The organism is Paenibacillus terrae HPL-003 (assembly GCF_000235585.1).
GTDB lineage: Bacteria > Bacillota > Bacilli > Paenibacillales > Paenibacillaceae > Paenibacillus > Paenibacillus terrae_B.
Window position 1 is genome coordinate 3,962,180 of sequence record NC_016641.1, and the last position, 17,326, is coordinate 3,979,505.

15 protein-coding genes are annotated in these 17,326 nt (G+C 48.0%); 9 read left to right on the forward strand and 6 right to left on the reverse strand.

From position 1 onward, the window contains the following. Positions 1–12: 12 nt before the first annotated feature. Both HPL003_RS18140 and HPL003_RS18145 read right to left on the reverse strand, forming a co-directional pair. Complete coding sequence (locus HPL003_RS18140) at positions 13–2,205, reverse strand: ABC transporter ATP-binding protein (RefSeq protein ID WP_014281170.1); 2,193 nt, start codon at positions 2,203–2,205, stop codon at positions 13–15. Next, positions 2,205–3,962: an ABC transporter ATP-binding protein gene (locus HPL003_RS18145; RefSeq protein ID WP_014281171.1), complete on the reverse strand. Its 1,758-nt coding sequence runs from the start codon at positions 3,960–3,962 to the stop codon at positions 2,205–2,207. Before HPL003_RS18145 ends, HPL003_RS18140 begins: the two co-directional genes overlap by 1 nt. A gap of 592 nt (positions 3,963–4,554) precedes the next feature. On the opposite strand from HPL003_RS18145, the gene HPL003_RS18150 reads away from it, so the two are divergent. Continuing rightward, positions 4,555–4,857 (forward strand): HesB/YadR/YfhF family protein, encoded by a 303-nt coding sequence (locus HPL003_RS18150; RefSeq protein ID WP_014281172.1) that lies wholly within the window; start codon positions 4,555–4,557, stop codon positions 4,855–4,857. Between the two features lie 134 nt (positions 4,858–4,991). Here the strand turns inward: HPL003_RS18150 and HPL003_RS18155 are convergent, their stop codons facing one another. The 3 genes from HPL003_RS18155 to HPL003_RS18165 all read right to left on the reverse strand — a co-directional run bounded on the left by HPL003_RS18155 (position 4,992) and on the right by HPL003_RS18165 (position 7,145). Then, positions 4,992–5,504 carry a hypothetical protein gene (locus HPL003_RS18155; RefSeq protein WP_014281173.1) on the reverse strand — a complete coding sequence of 171 codons (513 nt, stop codon included), beginning with the start codon at positions 5,502–5,504 and terminating at the stop codon, positions 4,992–4,994. A 203-nt stretch (positions 5,505–5,707) separates the two neighbouring features. Next, positions 5,708–6,151: a DUF441 domain-containing protein gene (locus tag HPL003_RS18160; RefSeq protein ID WP_014281174.1), complete on the reverse strand. Its 444-nt coding sequence runs from the start codon at positions 6,149–6,151 to the stop codon at positions 5,708–5,710. A 22-nt stretch (positions 6,152–6,173) separates the two neighbouring features. Next, positions 6,174–7,145, reverse strand: a complete 972-nt coding sequence (locus HPL003_RS18165; RefSeq protein ID WP_014281175.1) for a YpdA family putative bacillithiol disulfide reductase — start codon at positions 7,143–7,145, stop codon at positions 6,174–6,176. A 323-nt stretch (positions 7,146–7,468) separates the two neighbouring features. On the opposite strand from HPL003_RS18165, the gene HPL003_RS18170 reads away from it, so the two are divergent. From HPL003_RS18170 to HPL003_RS18180, 3 genes are all read left to right on the forward strand, one after another. After that, positions 7,469–8,065 (forward strand): DUF2087 domain-containing protein, encoded by a 597-nt coding sequence (locus HPL003_RS18170; RefSeq protein WP_014281176.1) that lies wholly within the window; start codon positions 7,469–7,471, stop codon positions 8,063–8,065. A 450-nt stretch (positions 8,066–8,515) separates the two neighbouring features. Next, positions 8,516–9,613: a ribosome small subunit-dependent GTPase A gene (gene rsgA, locus HPL003_RS18175; RefSeq protein WP_014281177.1), complete on the forward strand. Its 1,098-nt coding sequence runs from the start codon at positions 8,516–8,518 to the stop codon at positions 9,611–9,613. A 77-nt stretch (positions 9,614–9,690) separates the two neighbouring features. Continuing rightward, a complete protein-coding gene (locus HPL003_RS18180) occupies positions 9,691–10,029 on the forward strand; it encodes a L,D-transpeptidase (RefSeq protein ID WP_014281178.1) in 339 nt (112 codons plus the stop codon). A 307-nt stretch (positions 10,030–10,336) separates the two neighbouring features. Here HPL003_RS18180 and HPL003_RS29900 read toward each other — a convergent pair whose 3' ends face one another. Next, entirely contained in the window at positions 10,337–10,576 is a 240-nt protein-coding gene (locus HPL003_RS29900; RefSeq protein ID WP_081473730.1) for a hypothetical protein, read from the reverse strand. A gap of 394 nt (positions 10,577–10,970) precedes the next feature. On the opposite strand from HPL003_RS29900, the gene HPL003_RS18185 reads away from it, so the two are divergent. The 5 genes from HPL003_RS18185 to HPL003_RS18205 all read left to right on the forward strand — a co-directional run bounded on the left by HPL003_RS18185 (position 10,971) and on the right by HPL003_RS18205 (position 17,272). Next, a complete protein-coding gene (locus HPL003_RS18185) occupies positions 10,971–11,291 on the forward strand; it encodes a hypothetical protein (protein ID WP_014281180.1) in 321 nt (106 codons plus the stop codon). A 67-nt stretch (positions 11,292–11,358) separates the two neighbouring features. Then, complete coding sequence (essC, locus tag HPL003_RS18190; RefSeq protein WP_014281181.1) at positions 11,359–15,354, forward strand: type VII secretion protein EssC; 3,996 nt, start codon at positions 11,359–11,361, stop codon at positions 15,352–15,354. 16 nt (positions 15,355–15,370) lie between these two features. Continuing rightward, complete coding sequence (locus HPL003_RS18195; protein ID WP_014281182.1) at positions 15,371–16,213, forward strand: hypothetical protein; 843 nt, start codon at positions 15,371–15,373, stop codon at positions 16,211–16,213. A gap of 5 nt (positions 16,214–16,218) precedes the next feature. Beyond that, positions 16,219–16,755: a WXG100 family type VII secretion target gene (locus HPL003_RS18200; protein ID WP_014281183.1), complete on the forward strand. Its 537-nt coding sequence runs from the start codon at positions 16,219–16,221 to the stop codon at positions 16,753–16,755. Positions 16,756–16,996: 241 nt separating this feature from the next. Continuing rightward, positions 16,997–17,272, forward strand: coding sequence for a WXG100 family type VII secretion target (locus HPL003_RS18205; protein ID WP_013309990.1), 276 nt, complete (start codon positions 16,997–16,999; stop codon positions 17,270–17,272). The last annotated feature ends 54 nt before the right edge of the window (positions 17,273–17,326 follow it).

The window sequence follows — 17,326 nt, forward strand, 5'->3', positions numbered from 1 at the left end:
TGTGTGCTTACTTTATGCGCTTCCTCCAGCCAAGCCGGGACCGTTTTGACCTGTGCCCGGTTTCTGCAAGGAGCTGGTACCTGCTCGGGTATCGGCTTTTCCAGAAGTCGCAGCTCCTGCTGCTACAGCAGTTTGCTCTGCAAGTAAAGCTTCTTGCTCCGAAGATGCAGTAGAGGATGCATTTGTATCTGTTCCCGCCGTTCCTGACTGGAGCTGATACATCTGGAAGTAGCGACCACCCTGAGCCATAAGCTCGTCATGGTTACCGCGTTCGACAATCTCACCCCGATGCAGTACCAGAATTTGGTCCGCACTGCGAATGGTCGACAGACGGTGAGCAATGATGAAGGTAGTACGTCCCTTCTTGAGTACCTCCAGCGCAGATTGGATAAGCGCCTCGGTTTCGGTATCAATATTGGCGGTAGCTTCATCGAGAATCAGAATCGCCGGATCAAAGGCCAACGCGCGGGCGAAGGAAATGAGCTGACGCTGCCCGGCTGATAAAGTACTGCCTTTTTCGATCACTGGCTCGTCAAAGCCTTGCGGCAAGTGGGCCAACAGTTTGTCAGCCCCGACATCACACAGTGCTTTGTTCACCTGTTCTCTGGTAATCCGGCTGTCTCCCAGACTGACATTGGAGGCTATTGTACCTGTAAACAAATATGGGTCTTGAAGAACGATACCCATATGATGGCGCAGCCACTGCTTCGGAATGTCCTTGACAGAGGTTCCATCAATGGTGATCGTTCCTTTTTGCGGATCATAAAACCGGAACAGCAGGTTAATAATTGAGCTTTTTCCGGATCCGGTATGTCCGACGAGAGCAACCGTTTGGCCGGGATGTGCAGTAAAGGAAATATGCTTAAGGACATCATCCTTTTTGTAGGCAAAGGTCACATCGTCGAACTCCACTAGACCTTTGTAACGCGGCATTGTGCCGTCCGTTACCTGTTCTCCGGTTTCATCCATCAGTTCAAATACCCGTCCAGAGGATACGATTGAAGTATCCAGCACCGCAAGCTGGTTGACCATACCAGTCATTGGTTGGAACAGTCGTCCCAGTACATCGACGAAGGCGTATAGTACGCCTAGCGATACAGCACTGCCCGTCGTGCCAAGCGCCTCTGCTCCGAAATACCACAACACGACGGCAAAGGCAAGATTTCTCAGCACATTGACCAGATTGTGTGAAGTGAAGGCGTTCAAATTCAGCATTTTATTCTGATGTTTCATATAATCATCGTTCAGTTCTTCAAACTCATGTTGCGTTTGTTTCTGGTGCCGGAACACGCGAATAATGGACATACCTTGAATAGATTCATTGATAATCGCATTAATCTCACTGAGCCGGGACCGAATGATCGTATTAAAGCGGGTGGCGACCTTGCGGTACAGCACAATCCACAAGATCAGCAGCGGTACAATGAACAGAGAGATCAGACCCAGTCTGAAGTCCAGCAAAAAGAGTGCGACATATACACCGGCCATCGTCACAATACCTGAAGTGAAGTTCGACAATACGGCCACGAATAAATCTTTTACCGCTTCTGTGTCATTCGTAACACGGGAAACGACCTTACCTGCGGGCAGATTGTCAAAAAAGTAAACGGGCAACCGTTGAATATGTGCGTAGAGGTCAAGCCGAAGCTTTTGAATGACCTTGTTGGCCGAGGATTGCAGCCAGTACGTTTTGCCAAATTCGGCAAAGATCGAGATGACCAGAAAGAAGCAATACCAGCCAATCAGTTGAAAGATACCGGGCATTTCCGGCTTGTAAAAGCTATACAGCTCATCGGCAGTCAAAGCCTTGGCATCATAGCGAAAGGTGTCGGAGCCGTGTGTCACCGTCAGTGTGCCGTTCGCAAAGGAGCGGTTGCCGTCAGCCACCTGCACCGAACCATCAATAAATACGAAGGATTTGCCGACTTGTAAAATCCTCGCTTCATGCCCTTTGGCCTCCCCGGCCTCAAATCGGTCTTCACGCTTAAAATGGGTTCCGGCATAGCTCACGGTGCCGTCCACGCTAGTTGTCTCGAAAAATGGTTTTTCAATAGCGAGCATATGGTCGTCGATCATCGTTTTGGCGATGAAGGGTCCGGCCAGCTCGGCGGCTACCCCGATAGTCAATGCGATGAGTGCCGCGATAAAGCCCGCTTTGCTTGTCAGGGCATACTGGAATAGCCTTTTGCCGATATTGGATTTCATTAGGAAACCTCCCCTGAGGTCAGAACAGATTCCACTTGCTGCCGTTCATATTGTTGACGGTACCATCCGTCCGCCTGAAGCAGTTCGTTGTGGGTTCCTTCCTCAATAATGCGTCCTTGCTCCAGCACGACGATCCGGTCTGCATGTTCTACAGCCGAGAGACGGTGAGTGGAGATCAGAGTTGTTTTACCTGAGCGTTTACGCCGGATATTGTCAATAATACGTGCTTCTGTTCGAGCATCCACTGCGGACAGTGCATCGTCTAGCACCAGAATATCCGGATCGCCGATAAAGGCGCGTGCCAGCGAAACACGTTGCTTCTGGCCGCCGGACAGGGCTATGCCTTTTTCTCCGACAAGTGTGTCCAGTCCATCGGACAGGGTGCCCAAATCCTGATCAAAGGCTGCGGTACGGATAGCTTCCATGATATCGTCATCATCTGCACGTGGTTTACCGAACTGGATGTTCTCACGCACTGATTTGGAGAACAGAATTTGCTCCTGTGGCACGTAGCCGATCCAACTGTGCAGTTGTTCAACGGCAATGTCCTCCAGTCGAGTGCCAGAGATTAAAATGTCACCGCTGCCTGTCGGGTATTCATGCAGTAACTGTTTGAGCAAGGTGGATTTCCCGCTGCCCGTTCGGCCGACGACACCCAGCGTTTCCCCTCGTTTCAGCTCCAGATTCACATGCGACAGATTGTCGATAGATGAGGTTGGATAACGGAAGGTAACATCTTTCATCGTAATGGACTCGGGATGGTAAACCGATACAGGATGGGCTGCATCCTGTACGTCTGGATCGACATTAAGAGTTTCGTTCACCCGATCCAGGGAAGCGCTACCGCGCTGCATAATGTTGATCAGTTCGCCAATGGCAAACATCGGCCAAATCATCATCCCCAGATACATGTTGAAGGATACCAGCTCACCCAGTGTGATATCGTTATGAAATACCAGATAAATACCATAGCCAAGCCCGATAACATAGCTAAGTCCTACGCATAAGCGGATCGTCGGTTCGAAGAGAGCGTCCATCCGGGCGACCGCCAGATTTTTGCGAAATACGTCATCGGTAATATCGGCGAACCGCTTTTCGTCCATCCGTTCCTGTACATAGGCGCGAATAACCCGGATACCTGCCACGGATTCCAGCACCTGATCGTTCATATCGCCAAATGCATCCTGTGCCAGCGTGTAGCGCTCGTGAACGGCTTTGCCGTAAATGCTCATTGCCAATGCGATGAATGGCAGCGGCAGGACCGCCGCCAGTGTCAGCTTCCAGCTAATCAGGGTGCCCATGGCGACCAGCACGACGCTCAGGTAAACTGTGGAGTCAGTTAGTGTCAGCATGCCAAAGCCCGCAGTACTTGCCACGGAGCGAAGGTCGTTCGTAGCACGAGCCATCAGGTCACCCGTACGATTGCGTTCAAAAAATGGAGGTGTCATCCGCAGCAGATGATTCATAAAGCGTGTGCGCAACAGGCGCTCCACCAGATTCGCACCCCCAAACAGCTTGTGCATCCATATGTACGTAACGTAGTAGATGACGGCAATGATGCCTAAAATGTAAAAAATATAGCGCCAGAGCGAGGACCATGTAATTGAACCGCGTACGATCTCATCAATAGCGCTGCCTAGCAGCCGGGGTGGAGCCAGCTCCACAATGCCAACGGCGATCAGCATAAACAGCCCAATCGAGTACCGGCTTCGTTCTCTTTTAAAAAACCAGCTTAAATTTTTGAGTACCGAAAACAAGAGGAATCCCATCCTTTCATGTAAAGCTCATGCGAGAGTTGTGTACCATTTTGAATAAACAATAACGGCTTGCTATCACTAGCTTTCAATTCGATAACAGGCGCAAAAAAGGCATACCGTCCGCAGACGATATGCCTTAAATCTCAATATCATATGGCGCGCAGATGTTTTCAGCACACTCACCGCTGAAAAACTGCTCAAACGCAGGCAGCCACTCGTATTAAACCATACAACGTGAATGGCCCAATTTTGAAGGATGCGTCAGGGGAGATGCTCCGGTATGAAGTTGTTGTGTTTGTAGAATTGGGTAAATGGCGAGATGAATGTTTGGCACCGGTAGCACTCCTTTCTTCTTCGAATTGGATTCATTCTAAACATTTGAGTAATCGTTCAAATTGGTAATTAATTTCAAAATGGATCTCGTATGGTTGAATCTTAACACCGTCTTTTGCGAATTGTCAAACCTTTTTCAAAGAAATGGTTATCGTTCGCTGGAGATTTTCACTTGAGCAAGGGGTGGTTGGTGCTCATTCTAAATCATGATATGATATAGTTAACAGGATGTAATTGTACAAGGAGATGAGCATAACGTATGAGCATACAGGTAACTGAACCAGCGGCACAGTGGTACATCAAGGAGCTTGGTCTGAACCGTGGAGATACGATCCGTTTTTTTGCCCGCTATAGTTCCGGCGGTGGGTTACATCCGGGCTTTTCTCTGGGAATTGCCGTAGAGCCTCCGCAGCACCCCGTACTACAACATGAAGCGGCTGGCATTACGTTCTATATGGAGGATCAGGATTACTGGTATTTGAAGGGTCATCATCTGGAAGTGAAGTATCTGGAGGAACATGACGACATTATTTACACGTATGCCGAGGAAGAGCAGTCTTAAAGCTCTAACGTTAGAAATAGCGTGCAGGTAACCGTTAAGGGACATGAAAAAGCGGCGGAGTATCGCATTACAGGGGATTAACCTGTGTGTGATACTCCGCCGTTTTGTTATCCTTGGGGCGCGCGTGCTGCATGTTAAGGGTTGTTAAGCATCGGACCATCCACCGCAAAATCAAAATCATCTATGTCATATACATGTACAGGAACGGAAGCTTCAATAATGCGGTGAATCCAGTCCAGTTGATCAGTCAAAATGGGTAATTCTTCACGCTGGGCTGTTAGCACCAATTCGGTCTCGATGGGATCAAAATATTCTCCGTAATGCGCAGTATCGACGGCATTAATGACGATCAGCGAGGTGTTGGCGTCGAACAGGATGGGCAAGCTTTTGGCCCAAGGCATCTGAAGTGCGCGCCGGATTTTTTTCTGATTCAAAGGTTCCTCAAAATAACTGATCAGTTCGCTTACCTTTCGCTTCACATGCTGATCGTCAACAGCGTTATCCATGAGCGGTTCCGTGCTATCCTGAAATTCGTATAGCTCCAGCAGCGACGTGTAAGGCACTATATATTCCACAGGGGCGGGAGTTGTAAGCAGTTGGCCATATATGGCAACCATTACAGCTTCCGTTACAAATTGTCGGGACATCGGTCAAGCCTCCTGCATTTACCAAATTATGCGATAAGAGTATAACACAAAGCGGGACTGAATTCAGCCCGTCATGCAGATTGCTCCGGTTCATTCGCCTTTTACGTTGACTGCTTATTTCAATCTTATGTCTGCCGCTGGTCAAATACGTTTTTTTATGGATAGCATTTGCCAGCGGCCAGACAAAGGATACGTGGGGAAGCTTAGGTGCGTCCAATTAACAGCGACAGCAGCCCGGCGGCGATTAGCGGCCCTACTGGAACGCCTTTGAAGAAGGCGACACCAATTACAGTTCCGATAAGTAAACCCGTCACTATGAGGGGCTGTCCGGACATCAGGGTTACTCCACGGCCGCCAAGGTAGGCTACCAGGATGCCAATGGCAATAGCGAGCAGCGACTTCCAGTGCAGGAAGGACTCCATCATCTGGCTAATGCTGATTTTACCGCTGGCCAGAGGGGTCATCACACCAATGGTTAGAATGATGATCCCGATCGTCAATCCATACTTTTCAAGCCAGGGGAAAGCAGTATGAAAATGGGTTACCCGAAGAAGCAGTAGTACGACCATGGCAATGGTGACGGTGGAGTTGCCGCTGACAATTCCAAGACCAGCCAGTACTAGCAGTATGAGTGAACTGTAATCCATATATGCGTTCTCCTTAGTTCATTTAGCTTTGAATATGCTCAGCGATTTGGCGACCGTGCCAGCGGCCTGTTTCAATGAACACCTCATTGGCATTGCTGCCAGAAGCGATGACACCCGCCACATATATACCCGGTATATTGGTCTGCATCGTGGAAGGATCATATTCCGGTTTGTCCAGATCCTCAGCCATGTGGACACCCACAGACTCCAGCAGCTTCCGTTCCGGGTGAAACCCAGTGAGTGCCAGTACAAAATCATTTTCGAGTCGGAAAGCTGCTGTCTCCAACGGGGTAACCACTACATAATCCGGATGAACCTCAGTGATGCGGGCGCCCAGATGGAGCGTAATTTTCCCTTTTTGCACCATACTGTCGAACAGTGGACGAACCCACGGCTTAATGTATTCAGACAGTTCGGTTCTGCGATACACCATATCAATCGTAGCTCCGACACGTACAAGTTCCATCGCTGCATCCACCGCAGAGTTGCTGCCGCCGATGATTGCGACCCGCGTACCGGTATAGGGATGGGCTTCACTGAAATAATGAGTAACTTTATCTAATTGTTCCCCGGGAATGCCCAAATAGTTCGGATGATCAAAATATCCTGTAGCCACGACGACATAGCGTGACGAATACGTTTTGGCTATTCCCTGCTTGCTCACCGTATGTACAGTAAATGTAGCGTCATCCTGTCTTGTGATTGTTTTTGCTTCCTCGTAATGACGGACGTTCAGTTTATAATGTGCCGCTACCTTGCGGTAATACGCCAGTGCTTCATGACGGTAAGGCTTGTCATTAGGCGTACTGAACGGAACATCGCCAATTTCCAGCAGTTCAGCCGTGCTGAAAAACTGCATGTTCGTCGGGTACAGAAAAATGGAGTGAACAATGTTACTTTTTTCGATAATGACGGTTTGCAAGCCCTTGCGGCTGCATTCGATTGCAGCGGACAGCCCGCAAGGCCCGCCTCCGATAATTACTACGTCGTGCATCTCGATGAACCTCCCGTTGTATTGGTCTGTTGCGCCAGTTTTGCAGTAGTATGTAAGACGTTTCAAAGCGCTAATTTATTAAAATTTGAAAAGGCGAAATAAATGAATATATGCAATCTCTGCACAAAAGTCAAGTAATATCATCCTACCGCAATGCGTGCACAATATCCAGCCGTTTTCAGAAAGAAGTAAAAGAATGATACGATTGACATACATTTTTAACATATATATAATTAGATGCATATCTATTATGGTGTATATTTATTTTATTTTTTCACGGAAGATATATGGAAAGTATGTAGGGATGAAAAGAGGCGTTAACGATGCAACTGGATAAAATGGTCAATTATCATAAGGCGCTTGCTGATCCTACGCGTATGCGTATATTGCTGCTCTTGTCACGTGGGGAGATGCACGGTCAGGCTTTGGCGGAAAAACTGAATTTATCCCAACCGACTGTCACGCATCATGCTTCCAAGCTTCGTGAGGCCGGGTTAATCAAGGAACGGCGTGATAAGAATACGGTATATTTCACGCTGAATCCTGAACTGATCCGGCAGCATGCCGAGGCGACAGTGCGGTTTATTTTTGAAAAAGGAGAGGGGGAGGAAGAGATGTCAGAGGTTAATGAAACGCTGGAAGCGACAGTCTTGCGTAATTTTTTTTCCAAGGACGGCAAGCTACGTCAAATTCCCTCGCAATACAAGAAGAAGTTGATCGTGCTTCAATTGCTGGCAGAAAAGCTGGAGCCGGGTCGCGTGTACCCTGAACGTGAGCTAAACGAGTGGATTAAGCAGTACCATGAGGACTTTGCAACGATTCGGCGTGAGCTGATTATGCACCAGTTTATGTATAGGGAACGTGAAATGTATGAATTGAATCCACGTGAGATGTGGACACGCTGGGATCAAGTGCGCTAAAAGAAGCTTGAAAAAGATTTTAAAAAAAGTTTGCGACAGACTTGACAGACGATTTCAGGACTTGTATGATTGAGGAAATTTTAGGAGGAGGCGATGTTATATGCGTACGAACATGAATGGATTGGTTCAGCACCAGTATGACGTTGTCTCCCGCACGGATGATGCACAGTTGAAGACTATATGAAATAAGTATAGTTTTTACATGGCATTCGGTTGAGCAGTAGAACCGATGAAATCCGCGGGGAGCGATTCCCTGCGGATTTTTTTTATGGTTAGGGTCTTTGGATAGCCTTGGCCTGAATTCTACACCCTCCGCAGGGTTTTTCCCTGCGGATTTTTGCGTTTTTTTGCTCGCGGGAGAGAACATTTACAAGCACTGAGTAACATGAGAATAAAAAAAACATCAATTTTAAACATCAGCAATAAGCGATGCTTCACAGGAGGAAAACAATGAGCATACATGAATACGGTTGGTCTGATTACTGGAACGGTTTTTGGGATCAATGGAAGCAAAGCTTTGAAGAACGCGCGGAAAATACACAGGTACGGCCTGCCCGTCTGATTGCCGATTATGGTCAAAAAGTAAAGCTTATGACTATGGATGGAGAACGCTGGGGAGCTGCTTCCGGCAAGCTGAGACATGCTATTGTCGATCCGGCGGAAATGCCGGCTGTAGGGGATTGGGTAGCTGTCACTTTGCCTGATGGAGTCTCGGACGCAGTGATTCATGCCGTGCTGCCACGTAAAAGCCGGATATCTCGGCAGGCTGCCGGCTTTGAGACGAAAGAGCAGCTGATTGCGACTAATGTAGATACCCTCTTTCTCGTCAATGCGCTGAATCACGATTTTAATGTGCGCAGGCTGGAGCGGTATCTAATTATGGCGTGGAACAGCGGGGTAGACCCGGTCGTTGTGTTGAGCAAAAGCGATCTTTGTTTCGAGGTGGAAGAGCGGGTGGCAGAAGTGGAGAGGGTTGCCCCCGGTGTGCCTGTCATCGTTATTTCCGCTTTGCAGAATGAAGGGAGAGAGCAACTGGAGGCGTTTCTTCAACCCGGACGCACAGTTGCCTTGACAGGCTCATCCGGCAGCGGCAAATCAACAATTGTGAACTGGCTGTCCGGGGCCGAAGTTCAGCTTACACAGGATGTGAGAGAAGAGGACAGTCGGGGGCGTCATACGACAACTCACCGACAGTTGTTCCCCATATTAAAGCAAGCCGTTCTGCTGGATACGCCGGGAATGCGTGAACTGAATCTGTGGGATGATTCCACCGGGGTCGCTAATACCTTCGCGGATATTACGGAAATGGCACAAAAATGCCGTTTTGCAGACTGCAAGCATCAGGGTGAGGCCGGATGTGCAGTGGAGGAAGCTGTGCAGCGTGGGGAGCTGTCTGAATCCAGAGTGAACAACTATCGCAAAATGCAGCGGGAGCTGGAATATCAGGCGCGTAAAGAAGCAGATCGGCGGAAAAAGGATAATCGTTCAAGCACCAACCAGAGTCGAGGCGGTAATCGAAGTGGCTGGAGACGTGATGTGGAGTGGTGAGATGAAGAAAGGCCATTTGTAAAAAATCACAAGAAAATCTGCGGTGTGGTCGGCATATCCTGTAGAGGGGTGAGTATATGCCGAACTATAGTATCGTGGTGGATTTGTCGGATCGTCGTTTGTATTTAAAAGATGGCGATCAGACCGTACTTAGTTATCCGGTCGGTATCGGTAAAATTGCTACACAGACGCCGTACGGACAATTTACCATCATCAACAAACAGCCCAATCCTGGCGGCCCTTTCGGAGCGTTCTGGATGGGGCTGTCCAAGCCGCATTACGGCATCCACGGCACCAATGAGCCCTGGTCCATTGGCAAGCTGGTGTCGCATGGTTGCATACGTATGCAGAACAAGGATGTGCTGGAGCTTCAGGAGAAGGTGAGCATTGGCACGCCGGTCACAATACAGTCTTAGTGACCGACAAGTTACAGTGCTCTGCGTGTATCCGTGAACCTTTTTTATTGTGAATGAGAAGGAGAGTGGGTCGGGAAGAGCATACACGTGCTAATTTAGTGGAGCTGTTTAGAATACGAATTGAGAAGGCGCAGAAGTTGGAACGAGGCGGCAAAAAAAGGTTATCGCAAAAGAATACTATAAGCAGATTGCTATAAAATGATAGGTTCGGCAGGTTATATGTATTATGTTTCAAAGCCGCTGATATGGAGAGGGTGCTTGTCACTCTCTCTTTTTTGCTATGATTTCGGAATAAAAAAAGTCCCTCTTAGTAGAGGGACAGTGCCAATGAATCATTTTCACTAACGCTATGCAGGATGGCTTCACAACCGACAATTTCTATACTGATCAAAGAGTTAAGACATTTTTGAAGGGCACGCTTGCCTCTGGAGATTTTGTTCTCCAAAGTGTTGCTTAGAAGTTTTAATGTTTTTTGTACAGGTTGTTTGTTTTCTTGATTGAAGTATACGGGAATACGTTTGTTTTGAAATGTAATTAATGTTCTCACAAAAATCACCTCGCTTGAGTTATTTCATGGCTTTATTGTAGTGCCCGTTTCTTAAAATTACCTTAAAAACACCTTATAAAAACATAAAGGTCTGAAAAATTTACAAAGTGTTCACAACAATCTGGGTAACAATCGAATTTGGTTCTAACTAATCGACAAAATGACGTATATGCGAATTCTGCAAAACTCTGAAAATATGGTTTATTGGTTCATATGACTCTTCTAAGATATAAAAATAAAACTAAAGTCATGATGTGATAGCGCGAGTGGGTAGTTTGTAACAAATTGACAGCCTAATAGGCGAATGCTACAGTTACGATAACCATATTTTCATAGAAAATAGGCTCTTTGTGTGAGCTTTACTGTATATATTAAGGATCGGGAGGGATGGCAGATGATCCTGACCGTGCTTTCGGGACGACAGGAAACAGAGTGGTTTGACATTGAGGTGGCTGATGAATACTCGGTGGATCATTTGAAGCTGATGCTGGGTGTTCGTATTTTTGGTGAGCCTCCGGCGGAGGGAATGCAATATATTATGGAAGCAAAATTCCCGGAGGGGCTTTGGTTCAGGGTAGAGGACGACCAGTTGTTGCTAGGTGCAGGTCTGCGGGAAGGCTGTACGGTGCGTATTCAGCGTGCTTTTTCGACAACCCAGGACGAAGCTCCTGTATATGGACGGCGTTCGCTGTTTCAAAGTGAAAAAAATGGGTAAATACACACATGAAATTATATGAAACCTTGGTAAAATGAAATAGTAAGCGAAAAGGGGGACTTTTGTCTTGAATGTATTATACCAGCGCTCCCCGAGATTAAGACCGGCGCTCCGAGAGGAGAAGCTGGAAATTTTACGGCCTCCGGCTGAGCCGAGCAAGCCGTCTTTTTCCATTATATCTATACTTATTCCGTTAATGATGACGTTGGTAACTATTGGTTTTTACGTATATATGAGCAAAACAGGCAAGATGGGCAACAGTAACTACCTGATGTTCCAGATGGTTACTGTGGTCATGATGCTTACATCCTATACCATTCCTTTTTTCGTGTATTTGAACAATAAGAAGGAATACAAGCGCAAGCTGGAGGAACGTGACCGAATGTATCGGGAACAGCTCCAGAAGCATCGGGAAGAGCTTGAATTGAAACGCGAAGAGCAAATTCGCACGCTATATGAAATTCACGGTGACCCGCAAATCTGCGCTCAAATCGTCAAAAACCGTAACAGTTCTCTCTGGGAGCGTTCGCTGGAGGATGAGGATTTTTTGCAAGTGCGTATTGGAACCGGACAAGTTCCGTTTCATATCAAGCTGCAAATCCCGCGCCCGGACGGCTATGACCGAGACCCGTTGCTGGGGGCTGCGGATGAATTGGGGGAAGAGTTTCGTCTGGTGGATGCTGCTTCCATTGCATTGCCGCTGTTCCAATCCAAGGTGGTTGGACTAGTTGGAGAGCGAGAGCATACTCTTGCAGCATTAAGAGTGATTCTGGCACAGGTGACTGTCCGTCACTCGCCGGATGAAGTGAAAATCGCTTCCTTTTATGATGAGCGTGAGGAAAGTGAATGGAATTGGATGCGTTGGCTTCCACATGTGTGGGACGATGACAGAACGGGGCGAATGATGTCAGACCGCAGCAGTAGCGCCCATCAATTGGCCGACTTTCTGTTTGCCAGATTGAACCGCCGTAAAAACAACCGCAACGAACGTCATGGAAAAGGGATGGAGATCCCGTGTTATGTGGTTGTTTTATCAGATAGCCAGCTAATTGAAGAAGAACCGCTGCTCCCGTTGCTGTTGGAGGATGGACGGGCAATTGATGCGTGTACCATCGTGCTGGCTTCCCGAAAGGAAGCTTTGCCGATGCAGTGTCAGCTTATCGTAGAGGCTTCCAAGGAGCAGGGCGTATATGCCCGCAAATCGGAGTCACCGGAGGTTGAACAGCAGAGTTTTAAACCGGATCGTCTGTCGAGAGAGGAAGCAGATGCATTGGCGCGGTATATGGCTCCTATTCGCTTGAAGCGTTCCTCGGCTTCGGATATTCCCTCTGTGCTGCCACTGTTCGATATGATGAGCGTAGCGGGTGTGGAAGAACTGGGCGTGACAGAACGGTGGCGGCGCAACCGCTATCCTGATACATTACCTGTACCTATGGGTGTGCGGGCAGGCGGCAAGAGGATCATGATTAATCTGCATGATAAAATCGAGCGCCAGGGACACGGTCCCCACGGTTTGATCGCCGGTACGACAGGTTCAGGGAAGAGTGAGGTTATTCAGTCCATCGTAGCTTCCCTTGCGGCTGAGTTTCATCCGCATGATCTTGCGTTTATGTTGATTGACTACAAGGGTGGCGGCATGTCCAATACGTTCGTCAATTTGCCGCATGTGGTGGGCACGATTACGAATTTGGACAATAACCTAATCGAACGCGCCAAAATATCACTAAAAGCAGAACTGGTCCGCCGACAGAAAATATTAAACGATGCAGGCAATTTGCAGCATATTGATGAATATTACAGATTGCTCCGGCAGCGGCACGCACAACCGCTGCCTCATCTGGTTATTATTATTGATGAATTTGCACAATTAAAACGGGATCAACCCGAGTTCATGGATGAGCTAATCAGTATTGCTGCCATTGGACGGACCTTGGGTGTCCATCTGATTTTGGCGACCCAAAAGCCTGCTGGCGTTGTGGACGATAAAATCTGGAGTAACTCCAGGTTCCGTATCTGCTTACGGGTGCAGAGCGAAGGCGACAGCCGTGATATGTTGAAAATACCGAATGCCGCGTGGATCACGAAGCCGGGACGAGGGTATTTTCAGGTCGGCAGTGATGAGGTGTTTGAAGAGATGCAGTTTGCCTGGAGCGGTGCGCCGTATGTAGGCAACAGCGAAATTTCTTCCGCACTGCCTGTGCATGAGGTGAGACTGAACGGCAAGCGTGAAGCGCTGCTGACTGGCGGCGAACGGGCAAGCTCAGGTTTAAAAGGGGAAGAAGCTCCCAAACAGCTTCAGATATTTATTGATTATATTGCAGAAGAAGCTGCCAAGGCAGGGATCGAACGGCTTCAGGGACCGTGGCTTCCGCCGCTGCCTGAATTGCTGGATTTAACTGATTTGCCTCCATGCGCCGAAACGGGCAGTGCAACATCGCCTCAAGAGCTGAAGGCGGTCATTGGTCTGGTTGATGATTTGCCGAACCAGCGACAGGAGCCGATTTATGCATCACTGGATCATGGTCATTGGGCAGTGTACGGTATGCCGGGCATGGGTAAAACGACCTTTTTGCAAACCATGCTGATGTCGCTGGCTCAGCGCTTTCATGCGAACCGTTGGAACGGTTACATCATTGATATGGGTCGAACGATGCGTGATTTTGGGGAACTTCCCCAGATCGGTGCTGTTATGATGGCAGAGGAGGACGACCGGATCAAGCGGTTGTTCCGATATCTGTTCAAGCAGGCGGCTGTACGTAAGGAAATGATTTCCGAATCTGGTGTCAAAACGATAAGCTCTTATCGACGTTCTGCTGTTGAGGATGTGCCACAAATTATCGTAGTCATTGATGGATATCTTAATTTCCGTAATGCTTATCCAGATGAAAATGAGCTGCTGGAATCTCTTTTGCGTGAGGGTGGCAGTCTCGGTATTACATTTATTATTACAGCGAATCGGATTACCGATGTGTTTGAGAAGTTCCGCAGTAATATTCCGAACGCTGTTTCTTTTGAAATGTCTGACCCAAGTGATTATTATTATGCGGTAGGACGACCAGCCAAAACACCGGGGCCTTTAATTCCGGGTCGGGCTTTGGTCAAAGGGCATATCCCGCCGCTGGAGTTCCAGACGGCGTTGCCTTCACCCGGAGAAGATGAAACGGAGCGTTCAGCACGGTTGCGTCGCAACATAGCTGGCATCGTGCAGGAATGGAAGGGCAAAAACGCCCCAGCCATTCTTCCGTTGCCTGAGCGAATCCCGTTGGCGGAACTGCTTCAGCAATGGGACCGTACGAGCGGGTCTCCGGGCGCGCTTCCTTATGAGGTGCCTGTAGGGCTACAGAGCGACGATCTGGAGCCTTTCTTACTGAACCTCAAGGAAGGTCCTAATTTTATCGTTGGTAGTCCTATGGAAGGAGGAAAAACCTCTTTCCTAATGAGCTGGATCATATCGCTGGCTTATTGCACATCGCCGAGTCAATTGGAAGTCTATACGGTCGATACCCGCTATGGAGGTGGGGGACTATCACGATTGCGGCATCTTCCACATGTCAAGGCTGCTGCTGAAAGCGAGGAAGAGCTTGGACCTTTGGTACAGCAAATGTATGATATCGTTCAACAGCGGAACAAGGAGGGGAATGATCCCGAATTGCTGCTGGTCATTGATGATGCGGATATGCTAAGCAAGCAATTGAACGATTTTACAATAAAGGATCAGCTTTCTGCCATTGTAAGGTTGGGACGTGATCGCAATGTGCATGTCGTACTGTCGGGCGTGCCATCTGATTTCCCAACCTTTGGCGTAGACTGGTTTAATGATGTTAAGGCGAGTCAAAGCGGTATGCTTTTCGGAACACTGGATTCGAATGATTTATCGTTCTTTCGTATCCCCTATTCAGAAGCGAATGCCACCACTGGTGGCCTAAAAGTCCTGCCCCCTGGGCAGGGATACTACGTACGACGCAAATTTACCAGGATAAAAGCGGCAATTCCCTTCTCAGACCAAGTGAGCTGTGAGGATTGGATAACGAAAATTCGTGACCGATGGCATGTTGTAGTTTGAAGGGAGGTGGCTCATAATGTTAACGTTTCAAGCTTCCAAGCAGAAGTTAATAACCCTCAAGTCGAAGGAACTGTTTTTCCTGGCAGGCGTTCTGGGTTCTGACAGGCTGCTTGGGGTGGAAGATCCGTTTAAGGGCTATCTGGCAGAAGAGTTGGCGGAAGAGTGGGAGCAGGTAAAAGCCTCTCTTCTGGAAAAGGGTTATCTAAAGCGGGTAGATGAGGATACTGAGTTGGCAATGCCCCCTACCGTTTTTTCAAGGGTTGCTATCGCGGGATTATCTAACCGGGCTTGCCGCATACGCTATTCTCGGGGCGGCAAGCAGTTCGAAGGTTACCTCCATTGCACGAACGAGCGTGTCGTGGAGCAAGTAAAATCCGTTGATGAACCCGATGAGTACCGCCTGTATGATCTGGGTAATGTGGAGAAGGCTTGCGAGACATTGATTGATAAAATGGGCTGGGGAGATCGGCTCGTGCCTGAATCTCCGGCGCTCATGTTCTCCAAGCGGGCATTTCATGAAATTTACAAGCAATCTGCAGGAGACAGTGTTTCTCAGATTAACAGCAAACTGACCGAGGCGAGCGGAGATGCAGAAGGGTCTGCGAGACTTGCCCAATCATTGAGTTCTCGTATAGCTGAAGGAGAACTGCAATTGCTGGTCTGGAACGGCAGGGAGTGGCAATCACAGCGGGTTGCGTTTGTACTGTGTCCAACGATGAACTGGATATTTCGTATGAGCTCTAATGGCAACGGAGATTGGCTTATTGCAGCCATGGCATCAAGAGATCAGTTTGTGGATTTATTATTAAATTGGCTGAGACAGTCAGCAGTAACTGAAGAAGCGACAGAAGAAGGGTGATGGATATGCGCATTCGAGTTGAACCGGATGTGCTTCGGGGGCTTAGCGGGCAGCTACAGCATGCGGCGGAGCAAATTCAACAGTTAACAGCAGGGTTGGAGCAGGCGTTACAATCGATGGATTGGGATGTATCTACACGTGAGACGGTCTTGAATCATTGGATGCAGGCCAAGCGAATGTCGGAGCAGATTCATGCTTACCTCCATACATCAGGGACACAATTGAATCGAAAGGCAGAACAGTTTCAGTCTGTTGACCATAACTATCATACGATTCTGTCATTCGCCAGCCAACCATTAGGACGACCAGTCACAATGCTGGATTGGTCGAATCAGCAGTCACCGTCTATTTTGCCCGGGCAACCTTCGGAAGGAAGCGGTCCGATTTCGGACCCGCAGTCTGTCGTGCATGCCATTGCTGGTGTACAGTCGCCGGATGTAGGTACGCTGAATCAGGAAATTTTGAAGCAGGCGTCTTCCAGCAATCCGCAGGAATGGTATTTTGCTGACCCGGCTATAGTTAGGGATCAGCCTGTCGCTTAGTAGATTCCCAGGAATCTCCTGTCAAGTTATGAGGCCATATAAATTCAGTTCATGGAATCCTGGTTTTTTGGGACTTATTAGGTACTGATTCTATTGATATTATATTGTTAGATGCTGTTTTATAGTCAAAAAGTGGGGTTGTTACAATTAGGACCTTCGCCTTTTGTAGGAAATTAAATAAACATAGTACAATTTGAACCAGTTAAACAAAACATTTATTTCATCAAGGAGGACTCATAATATGGCAGGACGTATTTTAATTACCCCGGAACAGGTCGATCAGGTAGCCAACCAATTTAAACAAAGCGGTGAACAAAGCCAGCAGATCGTTTCCAGCTTGACACAATCCATCTCAGGCATGGAAGGTCAATGGGAAGGTATGACTAAACAACGTTTCTTTCAAGAGTTTCAGGAAGCCAGCAAACAAATGCAAGCTTTCGTAACGACTTTGAATAGCATCAGCCAAGAACTGACGGCTATCGCTAACAAATTCCGTACTGTTGACCAAACGAAGTAAGATGCGAGATAGGCATCACCTTATAATATACCATTCTATGAAGAAGCAATATAT

Coding starts and splice junctions, on each gene's coding strand:
- HPL003_RS18155 (WP_014281173.1), bottom strand. CDS start 5,504: ATGTCCCGACAATTTGTAACGGAAGCTGTAATGGTTGCCATATATGGC.
- HPL003_RS18150 (WP_014281172.1), top strand. CDS start 4,555: ATGAGCATACAGGTAACTGAACCAGCGGCACAGTGGTACATCAAGGAG.
- HPL003_RS18185 (WP_014281180.1), top strand. CDS start 10,971: ATGATCCTGACCGTGCTTTCGGGACGACAGGAAACAGAGTGGTTTGAC.
- HPL003_RS18200 (WP_014281183.1), top strand. CDS start 16,219: ATGCGCATTCGAGTTGAACCGGATGTGCTTCGGGGGCTTAGCGGGCAG.
- HPL003_RS18180 (WP_014281178.1), top strand. CDS start 9,691: ATGCCGAACTATAGTATCGTGGTGGATTTGTCGGATCGTCGTTTGTAT.
- rsgA (WP_014281177.1), top strand. CDS start 8,516: ATGAGCATACATGAATACGGTTGGTCTGATTACTGGAACGGTTTTTGG.
- HPL003_RS18205 (WP_013309990.1), top strand. CDS start 16,997: ATGGCAGGACGTATTTTAATTACCCCGGAACAGGTCGATCAGGTAGCC.
- HPL003_RS18140 (WP_014281170.1), bottom strand. CDS start 2,205: ATGAAATCCAATATCGGCAAAAGGCTATTCCAGTATGCCCTGACAAGC.
- HPL003_RS18195 (WP_014281182.1), top strand. CDS start 15,371: ATGTTAACGTTTCAAGCTTCCAAGCAGAAGTTAATAACCCTCAAGTCG.
- HPL003_RS18170 (WP_014281176.1), top strand. CDS start 7,469: ATGCAACTGGATAAAATGGTCAATTATCATAAGGCGCTTGCTGATCCT.
- HPL003_RS18165 (WP_014281175.1), bottom strand. CDS start 7,145: ATGCACGACGTAGTAATTATCGGAGGCGGGCCTTGCGGGCTGTCCGCT.
- HPL003_RS18160 (WP_014281174.1), bottom strand. CDS start 6,151: ATGGATTACAGTTCACTCATACTGCTAGTACTGGCTGGTCTTGGAATT.